Below are 24,311 nucleotides of genomic sequence, written 5' to 3' on the forward strand. Positions count from 1 at the left end.
CTCTTATTTCTTCATCTTTTGTGGACGTTGATAGTTTTCTTTTTCAACTTGCTTAGAGCGTTCTACCGCTAAACTATTCTCTGCAACATCACGGGTAATGGTTGAACCTGCACCGACGGTTGCGCCGTTGCCAATGGTGACAGGTGCAACCAATGAGCTGTTGGAACCAATAAATGCAGCATCACCAATGATGGTTTTAAATTTATTTGCACCATCATAATTACAGGTAATGGTCCCAGCACCAATGTTCGAGCCTGCACCAATTTCAGCATCACCTAAATAGGTAAAGTGGTTGGCTTTTGAACCGAAGCCAATACTGGTGTTTTTGACTTCAACGAAGTTACCAATATGCACTTCAGCAGCCAGTTTGGCACCTGGGCGTAAACGGGCAAAAGGACCAATCTGCGCATCTTCACCGACCATAGCATTATCAAAGATGCTATACGGCTGAACTTTTGTACCTGCCGCGATCTTGGTATTTTTGATGATACAACCTGCACCAATTTCTACATGGTCGCCGAATTCACATTCGCCTTCAATAATCACATTGATATCGATGCGGACGTCTTGCCCCACTTTTAAATTGCCACGTAGGTCAAAGCGACTAGGATCAATTAAATGCACCCCTTGTTGCATCAGCTTTTTGGCTTGATCAATTTGGAATTGACGTTCTAATGCGGCGAGCTGAACACGATCATTCACTCCTTCAACTTCGAAGGCTTGTTCAGGCTCAACCGATGCGACTTGCATCCCATCGGCTAAGGCCATTGCTACAATATCAGTCAGGTAATATTCACCTTGCGCATTATTATTGCTTAAGAGTGGTAACCACTCATGCAATTTGGCATTGCTGACACAGTAAATACCCGTATTAATTTCTTTAATCTGGTGCTGCTCTGTGGTCGCATCCTTATGTTCAACAATCGCCTGAATTTGACCATTCTCACGCACTATACGCCCATAACCTGTTGCATCGGCTAAAGTTAAAGTCACTAGACCAATGCCTGTCTCGGCAGTTGCATTGAGTAATTTTTGTAGCGTGTTTTGAGAGATGCAAGGTACATCACCTGATAAAATCAGTGAGCTGCCTTCCTGCGGAAGGACTGGGAGTGTCATTTGCACTGCATGACCTGTTCCGAGTTGCTCAGCTTGTTCCACCCATTCAATCTTTTCATGAGTAAACGTTTCTTGAACTCGTGCACCGCCGTGCCCATAAATGGTAATAATATTGGCTGCATTTAATTTTTTTGCAGTGTCGATGACATGACCAAGTAAAGGACGTCCTGCAAGTGGTTGTAGTACTTTGGGTAAAGAAGAACGCATACGTGTTCCTTTACCTGCAGCAAGAATAATAACAGTCGTTGACATGTTCTAATCCTAAAAATGGCCTAAGCCACAGTGAAATAAAAATAAATCCAAATACAAAGTGCAGCCCATAGTCCTGCAATCAGGTCGTCGAGCATAATACCAAAGCCACCTTCGACTTTTTGGTCAATGACACGAATTGGCCACGGTTTCCACACATCAAAAAGACGAAATAAAATAAAACCCAGCAACAGCCACAGCCAATTCATTTGCCCTAAATACAGGACAGGCAAAAAGGTGATGGACTGGCCAGCAAACTCATCCCATACGATACGTCCATCATCATGTACGCCCATGACTTTGGCGGTATGCCCACAGACATAAATGCCGATCAGAGACATGAAGATGATGGCAATAATGGTGTTCGATAAGCCAATTGCAAGCCAGATTGGGACGAACAGCAGTGCAAAGGCTGAACCAAATGTTCCTGGTGCTTTGGGTGCTAGTCCTGAGCCAAAACCTACCCCGCAAAACACGATGAAACGGTCATACCCAGACATCTGACGAAAGAGGATAGGAGGCTTATGCAAAGTGTTGATATCCAGTAAATTGCAATGAATGGTCTAAGCCATTTTGTTGAAAACGTAGACCGCTTTGAGCGTCAACTTTTCCAATCACGTTGATCTTAGTATGGTTTTGTTGTTGCAAAAGTTTTTCATAATTCTGCGGACTTATTGTAAAGCATAATTCATAGTCATCGCCACCCGCCAAAGCATATTGCCATTGTTTGTCTCGTGTTAAATCTTGTAGAGCGGTGTTGATGGGCAGTTGATCAAGTTGTAGGGTCGCGCCCACATTGGATGCTTTTAAGATATGACTTAAGTCTTGTGCTAAGCCATCTGACACATCAATCATACTATGCGCCAAACCTTTGAGTGCTTGACCCAGTTCACAGCGTGGGGTGGGGTAGTCTAAACGTTGTTGCAGAGGGTGACCCAAGTGTTGCAGTGCGAAGGCGGCATCACCAACAGTACCACTAACACAAATTAAATCACCCACTTGAGCGGCGGAGCGGGTGATGGCTTGGCCGATATTGACCCAACCCAGTGCGGTGACGGAAATGGTCAGATGTGGGCTTTGGGTAGTGTCTCCACCAATTAAACTCACGCCAAATTGATCGCAACAATCATATAAACCCTGACTAAAGCCTTTAAGCCAGTCATGATCAATTTGGGGTAAGCTCAAGGCCAGTAAAATACTCTGAGGTTTCGCGCCCATTGCAGCGATATCAGATAAATTGACCGCGACAGATTTCCAGCCAATCGCATGGGGACTGGTATCAAGTGGGAAGTGACGTCCAGCAACGAGAGTATCGGCACAGATGACCAATTGTTGCTGTGGAGGAGGGGTGAGCAAGGCTGAGTCGTCACCGACGCCTAAATCGACAGAATAAGGACTCTTACGATTAAAATAGCTATCAATGATCGAAAACTCAGCCATACAACAAATCTACTACTGTGAGTTCGCTTGTTGCTTTTCTGCTGCACGTAAAGTTGTTGCTAAACGATCTAATACACCATTGATGTATTTATGGCTGTCTGCACCACCAAAGTGTTTAGCAAGCTCGATTGCTTCGTCTAAAACCACACGATATGGAATTTCAAGATGTTCCTTGAGTTCATACGCGCCTAAACGAAGGGTCGCAAGTTCAACGCCGTCAAGCGCAGAAACGTCGCGATCAAGCACAGGGATTAAGAGCGCATCCAATGCTTCATGATTGGCAACCACTTGAGTTAACAATTCATGATAATAGCTCAGATCCACTTTGTGCATGGCATTTTCCACACGTGTACGTGCTTCAATCTCATGGACTGGATTGTGGCTCATCTGCCATTCGTAAATTCCTTGTACAGCAAAGCGACGTGCTTTACGTTTTGCTGCATAAGTTGCTTGCAATGTTTGCGACATAGCGTTAAATAGCCTTTAACAAGTTAACCATTTCAATTGCAGTAAGGGCAGCTTCGCCGCCTTTATTACCTGCTTTTGTACCCGAGCGTTCAATCGCTTGTTCGATACTATCCGTAGTCAATATACCATTAATCACTGGAAGACCAGATTCTAGGCCAACCACGCCTAAACCTTTGGCACATTCACCTGCAACAAAGTCGAAGTGAGGTGTGCTACCACGAATCACAGCACCAAGTGCAATGATGGCATCAAAGCGTTCAGACGCCACTAATTTTTTAGCCACGACTGGAAGTTCCCACGCGCCTGGTGCATGAACAACAGTGATATTATCCTCTGATACACCATGACGTTTCAATGTATCAATTGCACCTTCTAATAGATGTTCGACAACAAAACTATTAAAACGACCCACTAAAATCGCATAACGGCCTTCGCTAGCGAGATGTAACATACCTTCAATACGGCGAATTGCCATAGCAACCTCGATGATTTTTTAAGTTGTTTGATGTGCGGTGACATATTCCACCACTTCTAAATTAAACCCAGAGAGTGCATTAAAGCGTAAAGGTGAACTCAAAAGCTTCATCTTTTCTACGCCTAAATCACGTAAAATTTGGGCGCCAACCCCAATGGTTTGGTACTGCTGAGATAAAGCAGCATTAGATTTGGTCGGTTTTGGTGTTGTAAGGCTGTCTAGCGCTGGACCTAGGTCTTGTAAGTGACGTTGACCAATCCAAACCAAAACACCACGATCGCTACTTGCGATTTCTTGCAGCGCTTTGTCGAGATTCCATGCTGGCTCGCCGTCTTTTTTATTGAACTTAAGCAAGTCACGAACAGGGTTGAAACCATGAACACGAACGGTGGTTACCCCTTCTTTTGGTTCACCTTTCACCAAAGCCAAGTGAATATCTGGATTGCCTAATTCGCGGTAACGGTATAAGTCAAACGTGCCATATTCGGTATCAATGCTTTGCTGATCAATCCGTTCAACCGTTTGTTCATTGGTCATACGGTAGTGAATCAGATCCGCAATGGTGCCAATTTTTAAACCATGCTTTTCAGCAAAAATTTCAAGATCGGCACGACGCGCCATTGTGCCATCTTCATTGATGATTTCACAGATGACTGATGCAGGCTCTAAACCCGCTAGACGAGATAAATCACAACCTGCTTCGGTATGACCTGCGCGGTGTAGAACACCACCAGGCTGCGCCATCAATGGAAAAATATGACCTGGTTGAACGATGTCTGATGGTTTGGCATGTGCTGCTACTGCCGTTTGAATGGTATGCGCACGTTCCGCAGGTGAAATCCCTGTAGAAATCCCTTCTGCCGCTTCAATTGAAAGCGTGAAGTTGGTGCCATGTTGTGCGCCATTGGCATCGACCATCAAAGGAAGATTCAATTGTTTACAGCGATCACGGCTGAGCGTTAAGCACACCAAACCACGGGCATGGGTGATCATAAAGTTGATGTCTTCTGGGCGAACATGGGTCGCTGCAATAACTAAGTCACCTTCATTTTCACGATCTTCGTCATCCATCAGGATAACCATTTTACCTGCACGGATATCTGCAACTAGCTCTTCAACGGTATTGAGCGGCATCAACCTTCACCTTCATCGTTGTCGCCATAGACGACATATCATTTGTTTTCATTGGCACATAGTTTAAGCTTTTTTCAGGCTTTTGCCTATGTGCGAATTATTTCCTTGAGTCGTTCATTGTTATACACAGTCAGTCCCAGCTTGAAAAGATGCCTTTATTTTAAAAAACAGAAATGTGCCTAGTCTTTAAGCGATTGAAAAGCATAAAAAAGAACAATCTTATCGAAAATAAATCAATCAGCGCAGTAAATAAGGGGTCTAGACAAATGTTGTGCTATGGGCGGCGTGTGGTTGAGTGTTGGAGTGTGTTCTTTTTTTGAATTTGACCATCAGGTTCATTTTGAGCAGGGTGCTGCACCTAATGAATCAGATCGGGGTGGATATTTGAGTTCACTCATCAGGTAGAGGATGAGCTAAAAAAATATTGAATATGTCATAGCGAAAAACCAGATGATTCGTCATCTATTTTTGATTTGTACTATAATTCTTCTTTTTTTAATCCTCTGGATTATTTCTCCTGTGATGTCCTTACTTGCTCAATATTTTGCACAGCAACAATTTTGCGTATTGGTTGAATACTTAAGCGCACGCCAAGCCCAGTGGTCTGTCAAAACTGAATTTGCAGGCTTTCCTGTGGCTATGACGCTGGCCGATCGGGTGCATGCAGATGACGATGAAGCGCCTTTGCAAGTCGCCAAACAGTATCCACAAGAGATTGAAAAAGTCATTCACTTTTCGGGGAAGGCTCGCGATATACAAGACTTTGAGCAGTTTTTGCAAGATGCAAAAACACAGGGTCAAAAGAACCTGTTGCTCTTAACAGGCGATAAATTAAAACAGCACCACTACAGCCATGACTTAGAGCCACGGACACGTTATTTGGAGTCTGTGAATGCTGTCATGGAAGCCAAACGCCAAGGTGGTTTTCATATTGGTGTCGCGTTTAACCCGTTTAAATATGCGGAAGCGGAAAAAGAGGCGCAATATCTGAAACTGCATAAAAAGATGAAAGCAGGGGCTGATTATGTGATTACCCAATTGGGCTATGACATAGCTGCTTTACAGGATGCGCATGCATTTTTAGTGCAACATCAGTATGCGCAGAAAATCTTAGCCTGCGTCATGCCACTGACCTTGGCACGGGCCAAGTTTATGCTGAAACATAAAGTGGCCGGCATTGTGATCACGCCGCATATATTGAAGGTGTTGCAGCAGGAAAAAGAACAGGGTTTAAGTGATCGTGTTTATGTGCGCTGCGCATTACAGATTCTCATGTGTCGACATTTGGGTTTTGCGGGGGTGCATTTATCGGCTTGCCATCAGCCCGAAGAGCAAGTATTGCTAGAAGGCTATATTGAAGAATATCAACACTTGAGTTTTGCTGAGTGTGAACGACTTTGGAATTCGCTTTGGCAGGTGCAAACCGGTACAGAGTTTCATCCAAAGCTGGCTTATTATTCACGGCCTGCGACCTCAAGTCAGATTATTAAGTACCAACATCTGCATTTGATGCATGATGCTTTATTTGAATCTAAATTGGCCAAAGGAGTGGGGCGGTTTATTTTTAACTTCAATGTTTGGGAGCGAACGAAAGCCAATAATGCATTACTGAAAATAGAACATTTGAGTAAACGTGCGGTGGTGGGCTGTGAGAGTTGTGGTCAATGCCGTTTAGGCGAGACCCTGTATATTTGCCCTGAAACTTGCCCCAAAGGCTTGGCCAATGGGCCCTGTGGTGGAACCAGCTTAGACCGCTGTGAATTTGGTGACCGTGAATGCATTCACTCAGTCAAAGTACGCTTAGCCAAAGCCGTTGGACAAACCAATATATTAAAAGAAAAGCTGATTCCGACCGTGTCGATTGCGGTGCGTGGAACCAGCTCTTGGAAAAATTGGTATGTGGAGGCTGCTGGCTGAAATCAGCTGTCCTGATCCATGGCATTGGAATAGAACTTTTGTCCGAGTTTGATCCGTTCACGGCCTTGGCTCATGCGCCAGCGGTTGCTATCCCGCAGTGAATACACGCAGCCACAGTACTCTTGTTGATAAAACTCTTCACGTTTGCTGATGTCCAGCATGCGTACCGCACCGCCATGCTTGCGCCAGTTGTAGTCCCAGTACTGAATGCCTGCATAATGTGAAGCAGAACGGTGCCCGCACTCATTGATCTGCTGCATATTCTTCCAACGGGAAATACCAAGAGAGCTGCTGATCAGGCTAAAGCCATGTTCTGCTGCATATAACGCCGTCCGTTCAAAACGCATATCAAAACACATGGTGCAACGGATACCTTTTTCTGGCTCATTTTCCATGCCTTTAGCACGTGCAAACCAGTTGTCTGTGTCGTAATCACAGTCAATAAATGGAATATGATGTTTTTCTGCAAAGCGAATATTTTCTTCTTTGCGAATCAGATATTCCTTTACAGGGTGAATGTTGGGGTTATAGAAAAAGATAGAAAAATCGATACCTGATTCAATCAGGGTTTCCATGACTTCACCTGAGCAAGGTGCACAGCAGGAATGCAAGAGCAGTTTGTCATGACCTGTGGGGAGGCTAAGTTTCTGACGTTCGAGCTTCGACATATTGAATGGTTTTTATCTATTTAAACCAGACAGTTTAAAACGTCTAACGAGCGGATCAACGGCGATTGGATGAAGAATTCTCAGGATGAGCTGATGAATTTTCATGATTAAAATCGACTTTGGCAGATGATGAGGACCTGTATTGAACGCTGAAGATGAGTAGAGAGAGAACATTTGAGAGGCCCAAACTTGCATAATGGGGCGAGATTCGTCATCATTTACCCAAAGGGTGTTTAACAGTTGTGTTAGATAGGTATTCGTTGAAGGCGGGCCACTTCAACAGCAAGAAAGAGAGTATCTAGCTGTGCTTCATTTTTTTACTACGCCTTCCAATAAGGAATTGGAGTGTCGTCATAACTTTCAGTATGAGACCGATATGCGTTTGATCCAACGCTGTAAATTTCTTGAAGATCAAGATGAGAAAAAAGCCATTCAACATCTTTTAAAAGAACGGGGTTATACCAAAGCTGAGATTTTAAAGCTCACGATTGATGGTTAAATCTAAGATCTAAAAAAAGCTTCCTAGTCGGAAGCTTTTTTGTTTTTGTAGGCTCTGTTTTGCATCTCATCAGTTTGAGAGCCAAGCGACTTTGATTCGATGTTTACATAATGCTTCACGTGGAACATAAAAAGCCCGCAGACTAGGGCTATACGAAGTTTTACTCGCAGTGCTTTATATTTTTTCAGCGCTTAGTCCCTCAATTTCGATGAAAGATCAGAATTATCAGTTCTCAATATTTGAACTGAATTTAACTCAGCTATTAGAGCATACTGCTTGCGGTCGATTGACTTCGTTGTATCAAAGTAGAGATATCACAAGAGTTCGATGCATAGCCACGAGTTAAATAGGACAGTTGGTGGGCTGGATTCGGTCGTTGTACATCTCAAAAACTGAAGGAATCACGCTTCAACCTGGGAATGACCAATAGATAGTTTTAAAAGTCATCCACAGTTATAAAAAAGCCTTACTTCCATTGGTGCTCATGCACGGATCATGAAGATTATGAATTTAAATGCTTAAATTTTTCATTCTCTTTAAGTGGGGCGAATATTTTCGTTGTAGATCATAAATATTAAAGTGAAATAAATTAATTAATTTTAAATTAAGTTGAGAAATTATAATTAAATGTGGCTTTTATAGGTTAAGCTATACCGTATTCATTAAGATTAAAAAATTGGGCCGCGCCAGATGTTAGAACTTCGCCATTTAAAAACCTTAACCGCTTTAAGAGAACATGGCTCATTGGTGGCTGCTGCGGGAGACCTATGCTTAACCCCTTCAGCACTATCGCACCAGTTGCGTGAGCTTGATCAATGGTTTGGCGTGGAGGTGGTGAATCGTCGCAGTCGTCCTGTCAGTTTTTCGAATGTTGGACAGCGTCTATTAAAGCTAGCGGATGAGGTGCTGCCACAGGTACAAATTGCACAAAGCGACATTACCCGTATCGTACATGGGCAAACAGGACGCATTACCTTTTCTTCTGAGTGTCATAGTTGCTTTGATTGGTTAATGCCGTTGTTAAATCAATATCGTCAGCAATACCCTGATGTTGATTTGGACTTTGCTTCAGGTTTTGAGGCGAACCCGCATGAATTATTACAGACGGGCGAATTTGACCTATTGATTACAGCCGATCCGATTGCATTAAAAGGGGTAGAATATTTCCCAATTTTTGAGTACGAGTCACGTTTGGTCTTATCCAATACCCATCCTTTGGTTCGCGCTAAAGAGATTACTGTACAAGAGCTTGCCGAAGAGACTCTAATTACTTATCCAGTTGATAAACATCGTTTGGATATTATGTCGCGTCTGTTTATTCCAGCCAATATTCTGCCAAAACAAATCCGTACCACCGATCTGACTCAAATGTTGATCCAGTTGGTGGCAAGTGGTCGTGGTATTGGTGCGTTGCCAGACTGGGTAGTGAATGAATATGAACAAAAAGGCTGGGTGACTTCACGTCGTTTGGACTGTGTAGCACCTGAAGGTTTGCGTCGTACTCTCTACGCTGGATATCGTACTGAAGAAAAAGAAAAAGACTATTTTGAAGGCTTTTTAAAGCAGCTCGATAAATTTGCCAAAAAAAGAGCGCAATACTATATCTAGTTGAAAAATAAAAAGAGGAGGAACATATTTCCTTCTCTTTTTTTAACTATTCTTAACTATTTATAATTTATGAAAATTTTTCTTCATAAAATATTAAATCTTTATTCACGATAACAATCATTTAAATGATTGACTAAAATATACAGATTTTCGGGTAAATCCTGAGTAGAATTCGACTTTTATTTTTTCTCCAGTAAAAAATGCATGGCTTCTCACTATGCTGCTTTGCAAGGACGTTTTATGCTCGCGCTAGATATACAACATGTTCGAATGAAACAACACGCCACTGATAAGGCACAAGCGTTGCAATGTCTAGTCGATATCTTGGTCGAAGACCAGTTGGTTACACCTGATTATATTCATGGGTTGACCGGGCGCGAACAACAAAGTGCAACGTATTTAGGGCAAGGAATTGCCATTCCGCATGGGACGCCTCAGTCTCGCCAATGTATTTTAAAAACTGGGATTCGTCTGGCGCACTTTCCTGAAGGAGTTGTTTGGGACGGTGAAAATAAAATTTATTTAGCAGTGGTGATTGCTGCGAAATCAGATGAGCATTTGCAAGTCTTACAAATTTTGACGCGAGCTTTAATTAATGATGTCGCTGATCAAGTGAAACAGGCTCAATCCGCAGAGCAAATTATTGCATTATTACAAGCCCAACCCGCATCTTTGGCATTGCATGAAAATTTAATCGCCACTCAAGTTCCCGCACTTGATGTAGAAGATTTAATTTGGCAGGCAACACAGTTGCTGAAACGGCAAAAAATGGTGGAGTGTGGTTTTCTGTCGGGTTTAAATCTAAACAGCATGATTCATTTAGGGGAGGGGGTCTGGTCGATCACTTCTAACCAGCATGTTTTGAGCCCAGCTGTAAGCTTGGTAAAAGCGGAACAGGTTTTAAGCCATCAGCAGGAAATGCTCAAGACTTTGGTGTGTATTGCCAGTAATGAGCAACTGGATATGCAGCGGTTTCAACGGTTAATGGATATTTTGTTTGATACTGAACAAGTTCATACCCTCAACCAAGAGCAAGATAGTCACCAGTTGGCGCAGTTAATTGGTGCTGAACTGATTCCTGATTGGCCATCTCGTCGTATTGTCTTAGCTAACGCTCATGGTCTACATGCGCGTCCCGCGACACACTTGGTCAATATGACTAAGAAATTTGCAGGGGATATTCTCGTTGCTGTAGATGAGGGGGCTTACGTTTCGGCAAAAAGCTTAACCAAATTATTAGCCATGGGATGTCGTCGTGGTCAAACTCTGACTTTTATTGCACAACCTGATACCGATGCTGTAGCTGGCTTAGAACAGATTATTGATGCAGTTCAACAGGGCTTAGGAGAAGAGGTTGAAGCTGTTGACCTTGTATCTCATCAGCATAGCAGTAGTGACCCAGTCGTAAATACTTTTGAATTAATGCCTTTTGAATCACAGGGCGACACGAGTAGCTGCGGTATTGCGGCATCAACTGGCCTTGCTTTTGGTCCTGCACATGTGGTGAAGCCACGTGAATTTAGTTATGAACGTCGCGGACAGAGTTTTAAAGCTGAGAATGAAAAGCTTGAAATTGCGCTTCATCAGGTGAAAAATAGCTTACGTCAATTCATTGCACATACTGAGTCTACTGCCATTAAGCAGATCTTCATGGCACATTTGGAAATGCTGGATGACCCAGACCTCATCCAAAGTGTGCAACGCGGTTTAAAACAGGGGTTGTCTGCTGCGGCGGCTTGGCATGATCATATTGAAGTGGCTGCTACCGCACAGGCTGCACTTAGCGATCGTTTACTTGCAGAGCGTGCGGCTGATTTAAGGGATATTGGTGAGCGTGTTTTGGCTGCTTTGTGTGGTGTGGCCGATGTCACAGAACCCGAGCAACCTTATATCTTAATTATGCATGATGTTGGTCCGAGTGATGTAGCGCGTCTGAATAAAGATCGTGTTGCAGGCATTTTGACCGCGGTTGGTGGAGCGAGTGCCCATAGTGCTATTGTGGCACGTGCTTTGGCTATTCCAGCAGTCGCAGGTGCGGGTGTAGCTGTTTTAAATATTGAGAACCATGCCACAGTGCTGATTAATGGGGATACTGGTGAGTATGTGGTCTCACCCGAGCAAAGTCAGATTGATCATGCCATTGCAGAGCGCCAACGCCAGCGTGAGTTACGAGAACAAGCGGAACAGCATTGTTTAGAACCTGCCATCACATTGGATCAACATCAAGTTGAAATCGCAGCCAATATTGGCAAAGTGGGCGCTACGATACAGGCTGTGGCCGATGGGGCAGAAGCCATTGGTTTGCTACGCACAGAATTGGTCTTTATGTCACACAGCAGTGCGCCTGATGAGGCTACACAAGAATCTGATTATCGGGTGGTGTTAGATGCTTTGGCGGGTCGTCCATTGGTGGTACGTACACTTGATGTGGGCGGGGACAAACCTTTGCCGTATTTGCCTATTGAAAAGGAAGAAAATCCATTCTTGGGCTTACGTGGTATTCGTCTGACTTTACGTAAGCCAGAGTTGTTACGTCAGCAATTGGTTGCTTTACTTAAAGCAGCGGATAATCGCCCATTAAGAATTATGTTTCCGATGATTGGGCGGGTTGAAGAATGGCGAGCAGCAAAAGCAATTTTGGATGAGGTTCGCATACAGCATCCATGTGAAAACTTACAAGTCGGGATTATGATTGAGGTTCCTGCTGCAGCATTGTTGGCTCCAATTCTTGCTCAAGAAGTTGATTTCTTTAGTATTGGAACCAATGACTTGACTCAATATACTCTGGCGATTGACCGTGGTCATCCACTGTTGTCTGCTGAAGCTGATGGCTTACATCCGAGTATTTTGTTATTGATTGATCAAACTGTTCGGGCAGCACATCAGCATGGTAAATGGGTGGGCATTTGTGGTGAATTAGCTGCTGATCCAAAAGCTGTGCCTGTATTGATAGGCTTGGGCGTGGATGAGTTGAGTATGTCGAGTACCAGTATTCCATTGGTGAAGGCGCAAATTCGTGGTTTGAACTATATAAATTGCCAACAGGTCGCACAGCAAGCCTTAAGTTGTGACAGTGCGTCTGCCGTACGTGCATTGGTGGAGTAATTACGAATGGCTAAGATATTAAGTATTACTCTGAATCCTGCAATTGACCTCACCGTGCAGTTGGATCAACTAAAAGTTGGCGAGGTCAATCGTCAGTTAACGGCCCAAAGCCATGCAGCAGGTAAAGGCTTAAACGTGGCACAGGTCCTTAAGGATTTGGGACATGAACTGATTGTGAGTGGCTTTTTGGGGCAAGAAAACCGTCAAATTTTTGACCATCATATCCAGCAAGAGCAATTTGATAACCAATTTATTTATGTTGCAGGTGAAACACGACAAAACATTAAAGTTGCAGAAGCCTCTGGTCAGATGACTGACATCAATGGCAAGGGCTTTTTTGTAGATACCTCAGCAAAACAACAACTACGTGAACGCCTATCTCAACTGATTTTAGAGGTTGATGTGATTGTGATTGCAGGCAGTTTGCCACAAGGTTTTTCTGCAGCAGAGCTTTCAACACTGATTCTATGGTTACAGTCTGCGGGTAAAAAAGTCGCAGTAGATACCAGTGGTGTTGCGTTGAAAGCAGCAATTGCTGCCCATCCTTGGTTGATTAAGCCTAATACAGATGAGTTGACGGAAACCTACCATTTGCCAGCAGAAACGTTTGCAGAACAGCAGCATCTTTTTGCCAGTTTAAATAGTCAGATCGAACATATTGTGGTCTCGATGGGTGAAAACGGGGTGAACTGGCTTCACCGCACTCAATCCCTGCATGCTACTGCGCCGAAGGTCACCGTCCAAAGTACGGTGGGTGCGGGAGATTCCTTGCTGGCAGGTATGATTCATGGCTTGTTGAGTTCAACTTCCCCAGAAGAAACATTGAAAACAGCAACCGCAATTGCGAGCAATGCTGTGACCCAAATTGGGTTTGCCCTTCCAGACTTTGCTGTTATTGAAGATTTGAAATCGCAAATCTCAGTCCAATCATTGAGTTAATACGATGCAAGAGATAAAACATATTTTATTTGTGCCACATAGTCCCGAGCAGCCGATTAACGCAGTGATTTTGGCCAAAAAACTCTCCAAAGCAGCAACAGCACTTGGCATTTCCAATGATGTGGCGACATCAGTCGAGCATCTCGATTTATCAAATGTTATTGATACGGTTGTTTTTGTTGGACAGAAGTCGGCAGATGCAGATCAACTGCGTGACAAGGTTGTGAAAGTCATTGGTTTGAATAATGCACAACACGATGCGATCATGCTTTTGCAACAAGTTCTTGAGCATTCAGATGCTTTAGATGAAACTATTGCAGCCAATGTAGGGGTTGCACGGTTTGTCGCCATTACAGCATGTCCAACTGGTGTTGCGCATACGTTTATGGCGGCCGAAGCCTTACAGCAAGGTGCAGTAAAGCACGGTTATCAGATTGATGTTGAAACCCAAGGATCGGTTGGGGCTAAAAATGTTTTATCGGCAGAAAGTATTGCCAAAGCAGATGTGGTGATCTTAGCAACGGATATTGAGGTCAATACAGATCGCTTTGTAGGCAAACGTGTATATCGCTGCAGTACAGGATTTGCCCTTAAGCAAACGGATAAGACTTTTGCAAATGCAATTGCTGAGGCCAAAGTGCTTGAAACGGGTAAGCAAACAGCCACTAAGACAGAAAATGAAAACAAAGAAAAAACTGGAATTTATAAACACCTTTTAACAGGGGTGTCTTTCATGCTGCCGATGGTGGTGGCGGGCGGTTTGATCATTGCTATCTCGTTTATATTTGGTCTCAATCCTGTTGAAGGAAGCTTTGCCGCATCCTTAAAGCAAATAGGTGCTGCAGCATTTACTCTTATGGTACCTATGCTGGCAGGTTACATTGCTTATTCTATTGCGGATCGTCCGGGTTTAACTCCAGGTTTGATTGGCGGTTTACTTGCAACACAATTAGAGACAGGCTTTCTCGGTGGATTAGTTGCAGGTTTTATTGCAGGTTATATTGCGTTATTTTTATCGAAACAGCTTAAACTCCCAAGTAGCCTAGAAGCATTAAAACCAATTTTGATTATTCCACTATTAGCCAGTTTAGCTGTTGGTTTAATCATGATTTATGTGGTTGGACAGCCTGTTGCACAATTGTTTGAATTACTCACACACTTCCTTGCCAATATGGGGACGACCAATGCCATGATCATGGGGATTATCCTTGGGAGTATGATGTGTATTGATGTTGGGGGGCCAATTAATAAAGCAGCTTATGCCTTTACGGTAGGTTTACTAACGTCACAAACATACGGACCGATGGCGATTACCATGGCTGCGGGTATGGTGCCGCCATTGGGTATGGCAATTGCAACTTTTCTAGCAAAGCATAAATTTGCCAAACCTGAGCAAGATGCAGGGAAGGCTGCTGTAGTTCTGGGCCTATGTTTCATCTCGGAAGGGGCTATTCCGTTTGCTGCCAAAGACCCGATTCGAGTGCTTCCATGCGCGATCGCAGGTGGTGCTGTAACGGGGGCTTTGGTTGCATTATTTAAATGTGAACTAGTCACTCCTCATGGCGGTGTAATGGTACTGATCATTCCGAATGCGATGAATTATCCATTAAAATATTTATTGGCGATTGCGATTGGAAGTGTGGTGACTGGTGTAGCTTATGCCGTGATAAAACAACGGTTAGAATAAGCCCTTCATAGAAGCTTTGTGAAAGCTATTTAATTGCAATAAATGAATAGTATACCCAATCCTATTTTGGATCATTTGGAGAGTCTCTACTTGAATTTGTCCATGTAATAGATCATGAGCGATGTTGCTGAATAGGATTGCAACCTTACAAATCGAGCCAATATTCACCCCATCCATTGTAGTAAACATTAAGTTTTTTTGAGCATGGATTTATTTCCTTTTGATACGTTGGTGAGCACTACTGTTCTGAAATGACTACTTTGCCCGGTATTATTGTATAAACATTTTTGGTATCTGGTAATTATGTCCTCATTGATCAACTTTCTATCTCGCTTTAGTAATGCAACTCTTCATCGCAGTCTGAGCTATGCTAAACACATTGATAGGGAAACAATTGAGTTCTTTGAGGAAAATGATGATGTCACGATGTATGCTCAAATTGAAGGGACAGATTATTACGATACCGCGATTACCTATAATCTTAAAAAAGACCGTTTAATCGATGATGACTGCTCTTGTCCAGTTGGATATAACTGTAAACATGCTGCTGCTTTAGCGCGGTTATTCTTTCAGGAATATCGCCAGGAATTTCAGCAGCGTTATGCTGACTCTCAATCCCCGCAGGGAATCACAAAACGTCAACAGGAGGATGATCAGGCGCAGCGCTGGTTGAATGATTTTAAATGGTATTTACAACAGACTGAACCAGAGCAATCTGTCAAAACAAACAATTATTTAATTTACCTGCTAGATCAGTCGGTCAGCTTAAAGAAATTGACAGTTGACGTTCAGAAGGCCAGACGCAATAAAAACGGCTCAATTGCGGGGGAAAGTTATTATACCCAATATGAAAATATCACCAGAAAGCATCTGACTTTACCTGAACAAAAACGACAATTATTTAACCAGATTTATTATTATGCCAAAATAAACAGTGACGAACGCTTTTATCAAAGCAATCTTGATATCTCCAGAATTTTATTGGAGCATTTCAAATCTTTTATTCAAAGTGGCGATGTGTACTGGCAAAAAAAGAGCCATACTGCACTTCAATGGTCAGAACAAGGCTATCACATCGAACTGATCTGGCAACAAGGTGTAAACAAACAGACAGAGCATTTAAACATTGAATTGGTCAATGATGATATTCGACTCGATTTGAAATCAAATCCACATATTCAGATTCTCGCGAGCCATCCACCATGTTATGTGGATATTCAACAGAACACGGTGGGCCAGTTATATGGTGAATATACGGCAAATCTTCTGTACCATTTTTTACAGATGCCTGATCTTCCATCTATGCTCTTGCCAGAGTTTGAGAAACTGACTCATCAATATTCAGACGTGAAAAATCTGCCTCGGCCCGAGTCTATTCAGCATATTGATGTCCTTGAGGGAAGTCCCCAGCCAATTTTACGCTTCGGTGTTTTAGATAAATTTGATTGGAAATTAGAGGAATCTGTTTGTGCTGAAATTGAATTTTCCTATGCTGGTGGGCGAATAAAAGCAGGTACATCAGGTGACAGTTTTATTGGTGAGCAGCATGGGAAAATGGTGCGACAGCTTCGGGATTTAGTTCAGGAACAACAGTCAATCCAGCGTTTACAGCTGTTGGTCGAATCACTGAAGTGGGTGAAAGATCTTAATTATTACCAGCAATTAAAACTAGATAAACAACATCTTGATTCTATGGTTTTTGCGTTCTATGGAGACTGGATCAAACAGCTGATGCCCATCAATCAAATTGAATTGATGGGATGGCAGATAGAGCATCTGGAACACAGTCCATTTAAGCTGCAATATGTTGAAAATTTAAATATTTCTATCACTGAATCTGAAGGCCAGCAGGACTGGTTCAATATCGGGGCGACCGTTCAGGACAGTGCAGGCAATAGCTATGATTTACTCGATGCACTTGTGGCTTTGGTGAAAGAACATCCTGATTTACTTGATCCACGGATTTTTAGTCATCTGAATGACAGTCAAATTTTCACCCTGAAAACTGCAGCGGATCAACCCGATTTGGCTTTATCCGCAAAGGACATTAAGCCGGTATTGTTGCATCTGCAGAGCATTTTACAGCAAGAAGAGCGTAGCATAGATCGCTATGATGCGAGTCAACTATTAGAATTACAGCATCATCTGGGGATGGTGTGGCAGGTCAGTAATCGCCTGCAGCAATTTGCGCAGAAATTCAAACAAGGCTATCAGCAACAACTGCCGACACCACAAGGTTTTCAGGGGGAATTGCGTCCATACCAGCAGCAGGGCCTTGGCTGGTTACAGTTTTTAAGGGAAACCCAGCATGGCGGGATTCTGGCGGATGATATGGGCTTGGGTAAAACAGCACAAACTTTAGCCCACTTACTCATGGAAAAGCAGGCTGGTCATTTGCAGGACAGCCCCGCCTTAATTGTTGCACCCACATCGCTGATGCATAACTGGTTCAAAGAAGCGGAAAAATTTACCCCTGAGCTCAAGGTACTGCTGCTACAAGGCCCCGACCGCCATCAGTATTTTGAGCAGATTTCAGACCATGACATTGTGTTAACCACCTACCCGCTCTTGGCGAGAGATGAAGAGCAACTGAAGCAATATGAATATCATCAACTCATTTTGGATGAGGCGCAGAATATCAAAAATCCGCGTGCCAAAGCTGCACAGGTAGTACGCCAATTAAAAGCACGACATCGTCTATGTCTAACCGGTACACCTATGGAAAATCATTTGGGTGAGCTGTGGGCACTATTTTATTTCCTGATGCCAGGATTTTTATATTCACAAGAAATCTTTAATAAAAAGTACCGCTATCCTATTGAAAAACGCGGTGATCAGCAGGTAAGGCAAAAGTTGGTAAACCGCATTAAACCCTTTATTTTACGTCGCTTGAAAACTGACGTTGCCAAGGAATTGCCTGAAAAAACCACGATTGAAGTCAATATTGATATGAATGACCAGCAATCCAAGCTATACGAGGCTGTTCGCGCCACGATGCAGGCAAATATTCAGAAAATTGTGGCAGAAAAAGGCTTTAAGCGTAGTCAAATCCAAATTTTAGATGCCTTGCTGACGCTGCGTCAGGTCTGTTGTCATCCTAGCTTGCTGAAACTGGATTCAGTTAAAACCGGGCAGGCGTATTCTGCCAAACTTGAACAGTTGATGGATATGGTTGTTCCAATGGTGGAAGAGGGACGAAAAATTATTATTTTCTCTCAATTTACCTCAATGTTGGAACTGATTGAGCAACAGCTCCATCACGCAGAAATTGGCTATGTGAAGCTGACTGGGCAGACCAAAAAGCGAGATGAAGTCATTACAGCATTTCAGTCTGGACAAGTGCCGGTATTTTTAATCAGTCTGAAAGCAGGAGGGGTTGGTCTGAATCTAACTGCCGCAGATACGGTCATTCACTATGATCCATGGTGGAACCCTGCTGCTGAAGATCAAGCTTCAGATCGTGCATGGCGGATTGGACAGGATAAGCCGGTATTTGTGTATAAGCTGATTACCAATAAAAGCATAGAAGAAAAAATTCTTGCCTTACAGCAAAATAAAGCAGAACTAGCACAGTCTATTCTAAGTACCGATTATGAGGGCGAAGCGAAACTGACGGAAAATGACGTGATGAACTTGTTTGAGAAATTTTAGTTTGGTTTCAGATTAGCCTCATCATCTATAAGTATTTGAAAGTTAGATGCAATTTTTTCCAATGTGCTCTTAATTTTTCTTTATGAGCAAGAATCATAGCTAAGTCTAGTTAGCACTGGCTATACTAACTGTGCTTTGTCCGGCAATACCCCCCATTTTTAATTGAATCGAATAGCGAAAGAAGAAGAGCTTTCAAAAAATATAGTAAAATCAATAACAAAAAAAGCCCCAATCTTTCGATCAGGGCTTTTTGAATCTGGAGCGGGAAACGAGACTCGAACTCGCGACCCCAACCTTGGCAAGGTTGTGCTCTACCAACTGAGCTATTCCCGCGTATTGAGCAGTTTTTATAAAAACTTACACTAAAAAATGGAGCGGGAAACGAGACTCGAACTCGCGACCCCAACCTTGGCAAGGTTGTGCTCTACCAACTGAGCTATTCCCGCGTATTGAGCAGTTTTTATAAAAACTTACACTGAAAAAAATTTGGAGCGGGAAACGAGACTCGAACTCGCGACCCCAACCTTGGCAAGGTTGTGCTCTACCAACTGAGCTATTCCCGCATAGCGCTGTATGATACAGCAAGCAAGTTCAGGGTCAATAGCTTTATGAAAAAGCTGAGTTTAATTGCATAAAATAAAGCCAGTTTTAGATGATGTCTTGAGATTTTTTTAAATTTTTCTCGTGAAAAGTTGTGCCTCATGCTACTGAAAGGGTTTTACGCATTCAACATCCTGAAGGAACAGGTATACTCTGAACGAATCATTATTTTTGGAGACAGGTATGAGCTTGGAGCAGCAACTGATTGATCGCTTACAACAGCTTTCCCCATCACATTTGGAAGTCGTGAATGAATCTTCTGGTCATGGCGGCTATTTCCCAGGGAAAGAATCACATTTTAAAGTGATCGTGGTGAGTGATATTTTTGCGGGATTACGTTTAGTTCAGCGTCATCAAAAAATTTATGCAGTAGCAGGAGACTTACTCAGTCCTGGTAAAATTCATGCTTTGGCTATACATGCCTTTTTACCCGCAGAATGGCAAGGACAAGACACTTCTAGTCCAAATTGCGCACATGCCCCGAAAAGCTAAGCAGAGATTCAGTCATGGAAACACAATTATTGATTAAGATCGTGCATATGAGTGCGGTCAGCTTGGCATGTGTCGTGATTTTGGCGCGTGCCATGACGCTATTTAAAGGCATCCAAGGCAATCAGCCCAATCCAGCAGGTCGAACAGCTTTTATAGCCCTTCAGCACTTAAGTATGCTGGTGATTGTACTGACCGGGATTGCCCTTTTAGTGATGAAAAACTTTGATGTGCAAACATGGTTTTATGCCAAAGTGGTTTTATTTTTAGTGATGTTGTCCTCTTTATCGAAAGCTTATAAAAAAGAAGACAGCATTTTACTTACACAGCGCCGAGCGGGGTTATTCTTGGCGGTGGTTGCGATGATATCCATTTTAGGTTTAGTCATGATTAAACCAAACTTTGGCTAATTGTTAGACATAATCATCGGCACAGCGATTGTTCTGCGCTACACTGCTATCTATAGCGGAAAAATAACAAGAAGGAGGGGATTTCATGCATACACGTGTGGTATTTAATCAAAAAGGTGGTGTCGGTAAATCCAGTATTGCAGTGAATTTGGCAGCAATTAGTGCACATCAAGGCTTAAAAACCTTACTGATTGATCTAGATCCGCAAGCGAATTCGAGTCAGTATGTATTGGGCGATGACGCAACATACTCGGCAGACAAACCAGCTTTAGAACCCAATATTGAAAACTATTTTGAAGAAGTGCTTGGAACGACTCAAAATAAAAGTCTATTGGGCAGCGCCATTGGTTCGATCCTCAAAGGGCGAGCTAAAGGTTTAGAAAGTTATGTACATCAATCCCCTTTTAAAAATTTGGATGTGATTCCAGCAAGCCCAAGCCTCGGGGCATTGGCATATGCTTTAGAGTCAAAACATAAAATTTATAAACTACGTGATGCGTTACAACAACTTGCTGGAAAATATGATCGTGTCTATATCGATACACCGCCAGCTTTTAACTTCTTTACTTTGTCGGCACTGATCGCAGCCAATAAAGTCCTGATTCCGTTTGATTGTGATGTCTTTTCTAAACGTGCATTGCAAACTTTGATCGAAAATGTACTCGAAACTCAAGACGATCATAATGATCATTTGGAAATTGAAGGCATTGTGGTGAATCAGTTCCAAGCGCAAGCCAAACTTCCGCGTGAAGTGGTGCAACAGCTGAAGGATGAAGGTCTTCCTGTATTAGAAAGTATGTTGCCTCCATCAGTGCTGATGAAAGAATCGCACCACAAAAATTTACCCTTAATTCATTTTGCACACGATCATAAATTGACGCAGGCCTATCAATCATTGTTCAATGAGATTGAGAATAATAAATTGCGAGATTCAGCATGAAAAAGATCACAATTGCTTTTTTAATGGGCTGTACGCTGTTATTGAGCGCCTGTGCCACAACGGTTAAACCGACTTATGTCTCTCCTACACAGTATCAAGCTTTGAACTGCCAACAGTTACAAGCAGAATATAATCGGATTCAGCAACATTTAGATGAAGGTGTACCTACTGCGAAACGCACGGGTGTTGGCGTAGGTCTAGGTCTGGGTGGTGGATGGAGTCATGGTGGCGGTTGGGGCTTTGGTCCAAGCGTTTCAGTGAATATGGGACAATCATCGAATACCAAAAAAACTGAAATTTCACGACTTTTGGGTCAGCAAGAGGCGATTGTACAAGCTGCAAAATTTAAAGGTTGTGCGATTACCGTGCAAAATAAGACGAATTAATGTCGCATTTATTCATCCTGCTGAAGGGTTTAATCTTTCAGCAGTCATTAAAATCTTAGCAAAATGTTTCAAAAATAATTTCAATAAAACAATGAATTATCGTTTTAACACGCACTTTTTTACCTCATGGGTCCTGTGTTTTTTCCGCTTTGACTTGAGGAAGCCACTCTTTTTCGGCTAAATTGCGCATCTTTAATCCTGTTGTTGGATGTCTATGATTGAGAGTTGGCTGTTTGTATTGGCAATGATTGCTGTCTTGATGATTCCGGGACCGACCAATGCTTTACTCGCAAGCTCTGCACATCAGCAAGGTCTGGCGAAGACCAGCTTACTTGTACCCGCAGAACTGTTTGGGTATTTCTATGCCATCAATTTATGGGCACTCCTGATTCATCTCACTACACCGACTTGGCCTTATTTGATTGATCTTTTACATGCACTCAGTGCAGTTTATGTATTTTGGTTGGCTTTTCATTTGTGGAAAAGCTCGCACTTAGAAAAACATAATCAACGTTTTACCTCGATTCGACCTAAACAATTATTTTTTTCTACTTTGAAAAATCCGAAAGCGGTCTTATTTGCTGCAGGTATTTTTCCCTATGAAGCTTGGGATAATCCCACCAATTTCTTTTTGGTGTTTGCGGTGTTTAGTCTGGTGTTATTGCCAACGGCACTGTTCTGGATGGCTTTTGGCCGTGCCATTTTATCGGGTGAGTCCAAACAAATAAAAGCCGATCTCTTATATAAAGGATCGGCCATGTTGTTGTTGGTGTGTATGTTCCCCGTGATTCTACGTTTTTTTGCTTAAGCTTCAGTGGTTGATTTTTTCTTTAATTTGGCACGAATAAAACCAATGATTCCCGGCAAGATGCTAATAATAATAATGCCGAAAATCAGATGCGTGAAATTGTCTTTGACCACAGGCACATTACCAAAAATATAGCCTAAAGTAATGAATGAACCAATCCAGCAGAATGCGCCAATTAGGTTATAAGACAGGAAAAATTTGTAATCCATTTTTCCTGCACCTGCTACAAAAGGTGCAAAAGTCCGCGCAAAAGGAATAAAACGCGCAAAAATAATAGTTTTACCACCATGTTTTTCAAAGAATTTTTGTGTATTAATCAGATGTTGTTTATTGATGAAACGGGATTCGATTTCAAAAACGCGCGGTCCAATATAACGACCAATGTGATAATTCAGCGTATCGCCCAGTACGGCCGCGATAAAAAGTAAAACACCAAGAGTCCACGGATTCATTGCACCTGTGGATGCTGCTAAGGCACCTGCGGCAAACAATAAGCTGTCGCCGGGTAGGAACGGCATGACCACCAAACCTGTTTCCACAAAGATGATGAGAAACAAAATTGCATAAATCCAAACCCCATAGTTGGTGATAAACTCAAGCAGATGGTCATCGACATGTAATATAAAATCAATCAGTTCCATGGGGCACAAATAAGCAAAAGAGTGCGGAAATCCTAGCAGTCTCGTTATCAGAAGTCAGTATTAAAACGTAAATAAATTTAGCTATCAGTGTTCTTATCTTAAAACGATGTGTGATGAAAATTGATATTTATTCTAAAAATAGAGAACATTAAGATAGCTACAACTTCAAATAAAACCTATTTAAAGGTGTAAAAATATTTAATCGAAATGTTGTGGCCAAAAATATTGTCAATCAACCCAATACAGATGTAGTTTTAGCTTTAATTCCCCGTGTACTGATGGCTTATATTTTCCTTGTTGCAATCTAGGGAAAAATTTCAGCTTATAGCGTAACTTTAGGGTATATGGAGTCTATGGGGGCTTGGAGCGCTATTACCTTTAACCATTTTAGTTGAGTTTGGTGGTGGCTTAGCGCTGTTATTTGGTTTTCAAGCCCGCTTTGCTGCGTTTGGCTTAGACCTATTTAGTGTTATTACGGCGTTTATTTTTCACGATGGCGCACAAGCCAGCATTAATTTTATGGAAAATTTTGCCATGGCAGGTGGTCTATTTTTTCTAATGCTGCATGGTGCAGGAAAAATGAGTCTAGATCATTTGATTGAAAAATAATTCAAAATAAAAAAGTACGGTGTGGACGTTATTTTTTTTGATCAAGATCAATAAAACATGAGGAAAATAAGATGAAAAAATCTTTTTAAAATAGGGTTATGTATTACAAGTTTAAGTCTTGCCACTGGTGCATGGGCCAAAGATGATCATATCATTTTACAAGAAGCAGCAAAGAATCATGTCTCTGTGTCAGCCATTGCAAAGCTCAAAGATGAAACGGCGGTCACTTTAAAAGGGACACTGCTTAAATATCTCAATGAAGACTACTACGAGTTCAGCGATGGTACAGGGGTTATTTTGCTCGATATTGATGACGATTTATGGAAAGCATCTAATATTAAAGCAGGTGATAAAGTGCAGGTTGTGGGAGAGGTGGATACACATCGTTATAAACCGACCGATATTGAAGTCGTTAAAATAGAAAAAGTTTTGAAATAAACATCAGGCACGCGAAAGCGTGCTTTTTGATATA

At 42.4% G+C, this 24,311-nt stretch carries 20 protein-coding genes, 3 tRNA genes and 3 pseudogenes; 15 read left to right on the top strand and 11 right to left on the bottom strand.

Annotation, left to right across the window (positions count from 1 at the left end):
- Positions 1-3 precede the first annotated feature (3 nt).
- Genes glmU through ribBA form a run of 6 tightly spaced genes read right to left on the bottom strand, consistent with a single transcriptional unit; the run spans position 4 to position 4,882 of the window.
- On the bottom strand, positions 4-1,368 hold the full coding sequence (glmU, locus tag ACG9ZB_RS07910) for a bifunctional UDP-N-acetylglucosamine diphosphorylase/glucosamine-1-phosphate N-acetyltransferase GlmU (protein ID WP_419325265.1): 1,365 nt from the start codon (positions 1,366-1,368) through the stop codon (positions 4-6).
- Positions 1,369-1,388: 20 nt separating this feature from the next.
- A complete protein-coding gene (locus ACG9ZB_RS07915) occupies positions 1,389-1,910 on the bottom strand; it encodes a phosphatidylglycerophosphatase A (protein ID WP_419325305.1) in 522 nt (173 codons plus the stop codon).
- Entirely contained in the window at positions 1,888-2,805 is a 918-nt protein-coding gene (gene thiL / locus ACG9ZB_RS07920; protein WP_419325266.1) for a thiamine-phosphate kinase, read from the bottom strand. The genes ACG9ZB_RS07915 and thiL overlap by 23 nt, the downstream gene beginning before the upstream one ends.
- Positions 2,806-2,817: 12 nt before the next feature.
- Positions 2,818-3,273: a transcription antitermination factor NusB gene (gene nusB / locus ACG9ZB_RS07925; RefSeq protein WP_058952409.1), complete on the bottom strand. Its 456-nt coding sequence runs from the start codon at positions 3,271-3,273 to the stop codon at positions 2,818-2,820.
- A 4-nt stretch (positions 3,274-3,277) separates the two neighbouring features.
- Positions 3,278-3,748: a 6,7-dimethyl-8-ribityllumazine synthase gene (gene ribE, locus ACG9ZB_RS07930; RefSeq protein WP_419325267.1), complete on the bottom strand. Its 471-nt coding sequence runs from the start codon at positions 3,746-3,748 to the stop codon at positions 3,278-3,280.
- 18 nt (positions 3,749-3,766) lie between these two features.
- Positions 3,767-4,882: a bifunctional 3,4-dihydroxy-2-butanone-4-phosphate synthase/GTP cyclohydrolase II gene (ribBA, locus tag ACG9ZB_RS07935; RefSeq protein ID WP_419325268.1), complete on the bottom strand. Its 1,116-nt coding sequence runs from the start codon at positions 4,880-4,882 to the stop codon at positions 3,767-3,769.
- 522 nt (positions 4,883-5,404) lie between these two features.
- Between ribBA and ACG9ZB_RS07940 the strand changes: the two genes are divergently transcribed.
- Positions 5,405-6,799: a methylenetetrahydrofolate reductase C-terminal domain-containing protein gene (locus ACG9ZB_RS07940; RefSeq protein WP_419325269.1), complete on the top strand. Its 1,395-nt coding sequence runs from the start codon at positions 5,405-5,407 to the stop codon at positions 6,797-6,799.
- A gap of 2 nt (positions 6,800-6,801) precedes the next feature.
- Here ACG9ZB_RS07940 and ACG9ZB_RS07945 read toward each other — a convergent pair whose 3' ends face one another.
- Entirely contained in the window at positions 6,802-7,467 is a 666-nt protein-coding gene (locus ACG9ZB_RS07945) for an epoxyqueuosine reductase QueH (RefSeq protein ID WP_419325270.1), read from the bottom strand.
- A 376-nt stretch (positions 7,468-7,843) separates the two neighbouring features.
- On the opposite strand from ACG9ZB_RS07945, the gene ACG9ZB_RS07950 reads away from it, so the two are divergent.
- The 7 genes and pseudogenes from ACG9ZB_RS07950 to ACG9ZB_RS07980 all read left to right on the top strand — a co-directional run bounded on the left by ACG9ZB_RS07950 (position 7,844) and on the right by ACG9ZB_RS07980 (position 18,956).
- Positions 7,844-7,966, top strand: a complete 123-nt coding sequence (locus ACG9ZB_RS07950) for a hypothetical protein (protein WP_004684300.1) — start codon at positions 7,844-7,846, stop codon at positions 7,964-7,966.
- A gap of 690 nt (positions 7,967-8,656) precedes the next feature.
- Positions 8,657-9,574: a LysR family transcriptional regulator gene (locus tag ACG9ZB_RS07955; RefSeq protein WP_058952405.1), complete on the top strand. Its 918-nt coding sequence runs from the start codon at positions 8,657-8,659 to the stop codon at positions 9,572-9,574.
- A 270-nt stretch (positions 9,575-9,844) separates the two neighbouring features.
- Positions 9,845-10,171, top strand: a pseudogene (locus ACG9ZB_RS07960) (PTS sugar transporter subunit IIA); the annotation flags it as partial.
- Between the two features lie 261 nt (positions 10,172-10,432).
- Positions 10,433-12,679: pseudogene (ptsP, locus tag ACG9ZB_RS07965) on the top strand (phosphoenolpyruvate--protein phosphotransferase); the annotation flags it as partial.
- Between the two features lie 6 nt (positions 12,680-12,685).
- Entirely contained in the window at positions 12,686-13,618 is a 933-nt protein-coding gene (gene pfkB / locus ACG9ZB_RS07970) for a 1-phosphofructokinase (protein WP_004780569.1), read from the top strand.
- 4 nt (positions 13,619-13,622) lie between these two features.
- Positions 13,623-15,305, top strand: coding sequence for a fructose-specific PTS transporter subunit EIIC (locus ACG9ZB_RS07975; RefSeq protein ID WP_419325271.1), 1,683 nt, complete (start codon positions 13,623-13,625; stop codon positions 15,303-15,305).
- Between the two features lie 303 nt (positions 15,306-15,608).
- On the top strand, positions 15,609-18,956 hold the full coding sequence (locus ACG9ZB_RS07980) for an SNF2-related protein (RefSeq protein WP_419325272.1): 3,348 nt from the start codon (positions 15,609-15,611) through the stop codon (positions 18,954-18,956).
- A gap of 257 nt (positions 18,957-19,213) precedes the next feature.
- Here ACG9ZB_RS07980 and ACG9ZB_RS07985 read toward each other — a convergent pair.
- The 3 genes from ACG9ZB_RS07985 to ACG9ZB_RS07995 all read right to left on the bottom strand — a co-directional run bounded on the left by ACG9ZB_RS07985 (position 19,214) and on the right by ACG9ZB_RS07995 (position 19,519).
- Positions 19,214-19,289, bottom strand: a tRNA-Gly gene (locus ACG9ZB_RS07985).
- Between the two features lie 37 nt (positions 19,290-19,326).
- Positions 19,327-19,402: transfer RNA gene (locus ACG9ZB_RS07990), tRNA-Gly, on the bottom strand.
- 41 nt (positions 19,403-19,443) lie between these two features.
- A tRNA-Gly gene (locus ACG9ZB_RS07995) sits at positions 19,444-19,519 on the bottom strand.
- A gap of 220 nt (positions 19,520-19,739) precedes the next feature.
- On the opposite strand from ACG9ZB_RS07995, the gene ACG9ZB_RS08000 reads away from it, so the two are divergent.
- The 5 genes from ACG9ZB_RS08000 (at position 19,740) to ACG9ZB_RS08020 (ending at position 22,589) form a co-directional block, all read left to right on the top strand.
- Complete coding sequence (locus ACG9ZB_RS08000; protein ID WP_125274333.1) at positions 19,740-20,048, top strand: BolA family protein; 309 nt, start codon at positions 19,740-19,742, stop codon at positions 20,046-20,048.
- Positions 20,049-20,062: 14 nt separating this feature from the next.
- Positions 20,063-20,455, top strand: coding sequence for a SirB2 family protein (locus tag ACG9ZB_RS08005; protein WP_125280589.1), 393 nt, complete (start codon positions 20,063-20,065; stop codon positions 20,453-20,455).
- Between the two features lie 85 nt (positions 20,456-20,540).
- On the top strand, positions 20,541-21,395 hold the full coding sequence (locus tag ACG9ZB_RS08010) for a ParA family protein (RefSeq protein WP_419325273.1): 855 nt from the start codon (positions 20,541-20,543) through the stop codon (positions 21,393-21,395).
- A complete protein-coding gene (locus tag ACG9ZB_RS08015) occupies positions 21,392-21,781 on the top strand; it encodes a hypothetical protein (RefSeq protein ID WP_201953173.1) in 390 nt (129 codons plus the stop codon). Before ACG9ZB_RS08010 ends, ACG9ZB_RS08015 begins: the two co-directional genes overlap by 4 nt.
- Positions 21,782-21,995: 214 nt before the next feature.
- Positions 21,996-22,589, top strand: coding sequence for a LysE family translocator (locus ACG9ZB_RS08020; RefSeq protein WP_419325274.1), 594 nt, complete (start codon positions 21,996-21,998; stop codon positions 22,587-22,589).
- Here ACG9ZB_RS08020 and ACG9ZB_RS08025 read toward each other — a convergent pair.
- Positions 22,586-23,230 carry a DedA family protein gene (locus ACG9ZB_RS08025; protein WP_058952395.1) on the bottom strand — a complete coding sequence of 215 codons (645 nt, stop codon included), beginning with the start codon at positions 23,228-23,230 and terminating at the stop codon, positions 22,586-22,588. The two genes, ACG9ZB_RS08020 and ACG9ZB_RS08025, sit on opposite strands and share 4 nt — an antisense overlap.
- Before the next feature lie 194 nt (positions 23,231-23,424).
- Between ACG9ZB_RS08025 and ACG9ZB_RS08030 the strand changes: the two are divergent.
- Together ACG9ZB_RS08030 and ACG9ZB_RS08035 are read left to right on the top strand one after the other, a co-directional pair.
- Positions 23,425-23,839: pseudogene (locus ACG9ZB_RS08030) on the top strand (DoxX family protein).
- A gap of 90 nt (positions 23,840-23,929) precedes the next feature.
- Positions 23,930-24,277 (top strand): NirD/YgiW/YdeI family stress tolerance protein, encoded by a 348-nt coding sequence (locus ACG9ZB_RS08035; protein ID WP_419325306.1) that lies wholly within the window; start codon positions 23,930-23,932, stop codon positions 24,275-24,277.
- The last annotated feature ends 34 nt before the right edge of the window (positions 24,278-24,311 follow it).

The organism is Acinetobacter johnsonii, from assembly GCF_048551975.1.
GTDB lineage: Bacteria > Pseudomonadota > Gammaproteobacteria > Pseudomonadales > Moraxellaceae > Acinetobacter > Acinetobacter johnsonii_A.

What these genes read in the sequence shown, in the direction of transcription:
- ACG9ZB_RS07945 (WP_419325270.1), bottom strand. Translation starts at nt 7,467, where the DNA reads ATGTCGAAGCTCGAACGTCAGAAACTTAGCCTCCCCACAGGTCATGAC.
- ACG9ZB_RS08000 (WP_125274333.1), top strand. Translation starts at nt 19,740, where the DNA reads ATGAGCTTGGAGCAGCAACTGATTGATCGCTTACAACAGCTTTCCCCA.
- ACG9ZB_RS08005 (WP_125280589.1), top strand. Translation starts at nt 20,063, where the DNA reads ATGGAAACACAATTATTGATTAAGATCGTGCATATGAGTGCGGTCAGC.
- ACG9ZB_RS07955 (WP_058952405.1), top strand. Translation starts at nt 8,657, where the DNA reads ATGTTAGAACTTCGCCATTTAAAAACCTTAACCGCTTTAAGAGAACAT.
- ribBA (WP_419325268.1), bottom strand. Translation starts at nt 4,882, where the DNA reads ATGCCGCTCAATACCGTTGAAGAGCTAGTTGCAGATATCCGTGCAGGT.
- glmU (WP_419325265.1), bottom strand. Translation starts at nt 1,368, where the DNA reads ATGTCAACGACTGTTATTATTCTTGCTGCAGGTAAAGGAACACGTATG.
- thiL (WP_419325266.1), bottom strand. Translation starts at nt 2,805, where the DNA reads ATGGCTGAGTTTTCGATCATTGATAGCTATTTTAATCGTAAGAGTCCT.
- nusB (WP_058952409.1), bottom strand. Translation starts at nt 3,273, where the DNA reads ATGTCGCAAACATTGCAAGCAACTTATGCAGCAAAACGTAAAGCACGT.
- ACG9ZB_RS07950 (WP_004684300.1), top strand. Translation starts at nt 7,844, where the DNA reads ATGCGTTTGATCCAACGCTGTAAATTTCTTGAAGATCAAGATGAGAAA.
- ACG9ZB_RS08010 (WP_419325273.1), top strand. Translation starts at nt 20,541, where the DNA reads ATGCATACACGTGTGGTATTTAATCAAAAAGGTGGTGTCGGTAAATCC.
- ribE (WP_419325267.1), bottom strand. Translation starts at nt 3,748, where the DNA reads ATGGCAATTCGCCGTATTGAAGGTATGTTACATCTCGCTAGCGAAGGC.
- ACG9ZB_RS07940 (WP_419325269.1), top strand. Translation starts at nt 5,405, where the DNA reads ATGTCCTTACTTGCTCAATATTTTGCACAGCAACAATTTTGCGTATTG.
- ACG9ZB_RS07980 (WP_419325272.1), top strand. Translation starts at nt 15,609, where the DNA reads ATGTCCTCATTGATCAACTTTCTATCTCGCTTTAGTAATGCAACTCTT.
- ACG9ZB_RS08020 (WP_419325274.1), top strand. Translation starts at nt 21,996, where the DNA reads ATGATTGAGAGTTGGCTGTTTGTATTGGCAATGATTGCTGTCTTGATG.
- pfkB (WP_004780569.1), top strand. Translation starts at nt 12,686, where the DNA reads ATGGCTAAGATATTAAGTATTACTCTGAATCCTGCAATTGACCTCACC.
- ACG9ZB_RS08025 (WP_058952395.1), bottom strand. Translation starts at nt 23,230, where the DNA reads ATGGAACTGATTGATTTTATATTACATGTCGATGACCATCTGCTTGAG.
- ACG9ZB_RS07975 (WP_419325271.1), top strand. Translation starts at nt 13,623, where the DNA reads ATGCAAGAGATAAAACATATTTTATTTGTGCCACATAGTCCCGAGCAG.
- ACG9ZB_RS08015 (WP_201953173.1), top strand. Translation starts at nt 21,392, where the DNA reads ATGAAAAAGATCACAATTGCTTTTTTAATGGGCTGTACGCTGTTATTG.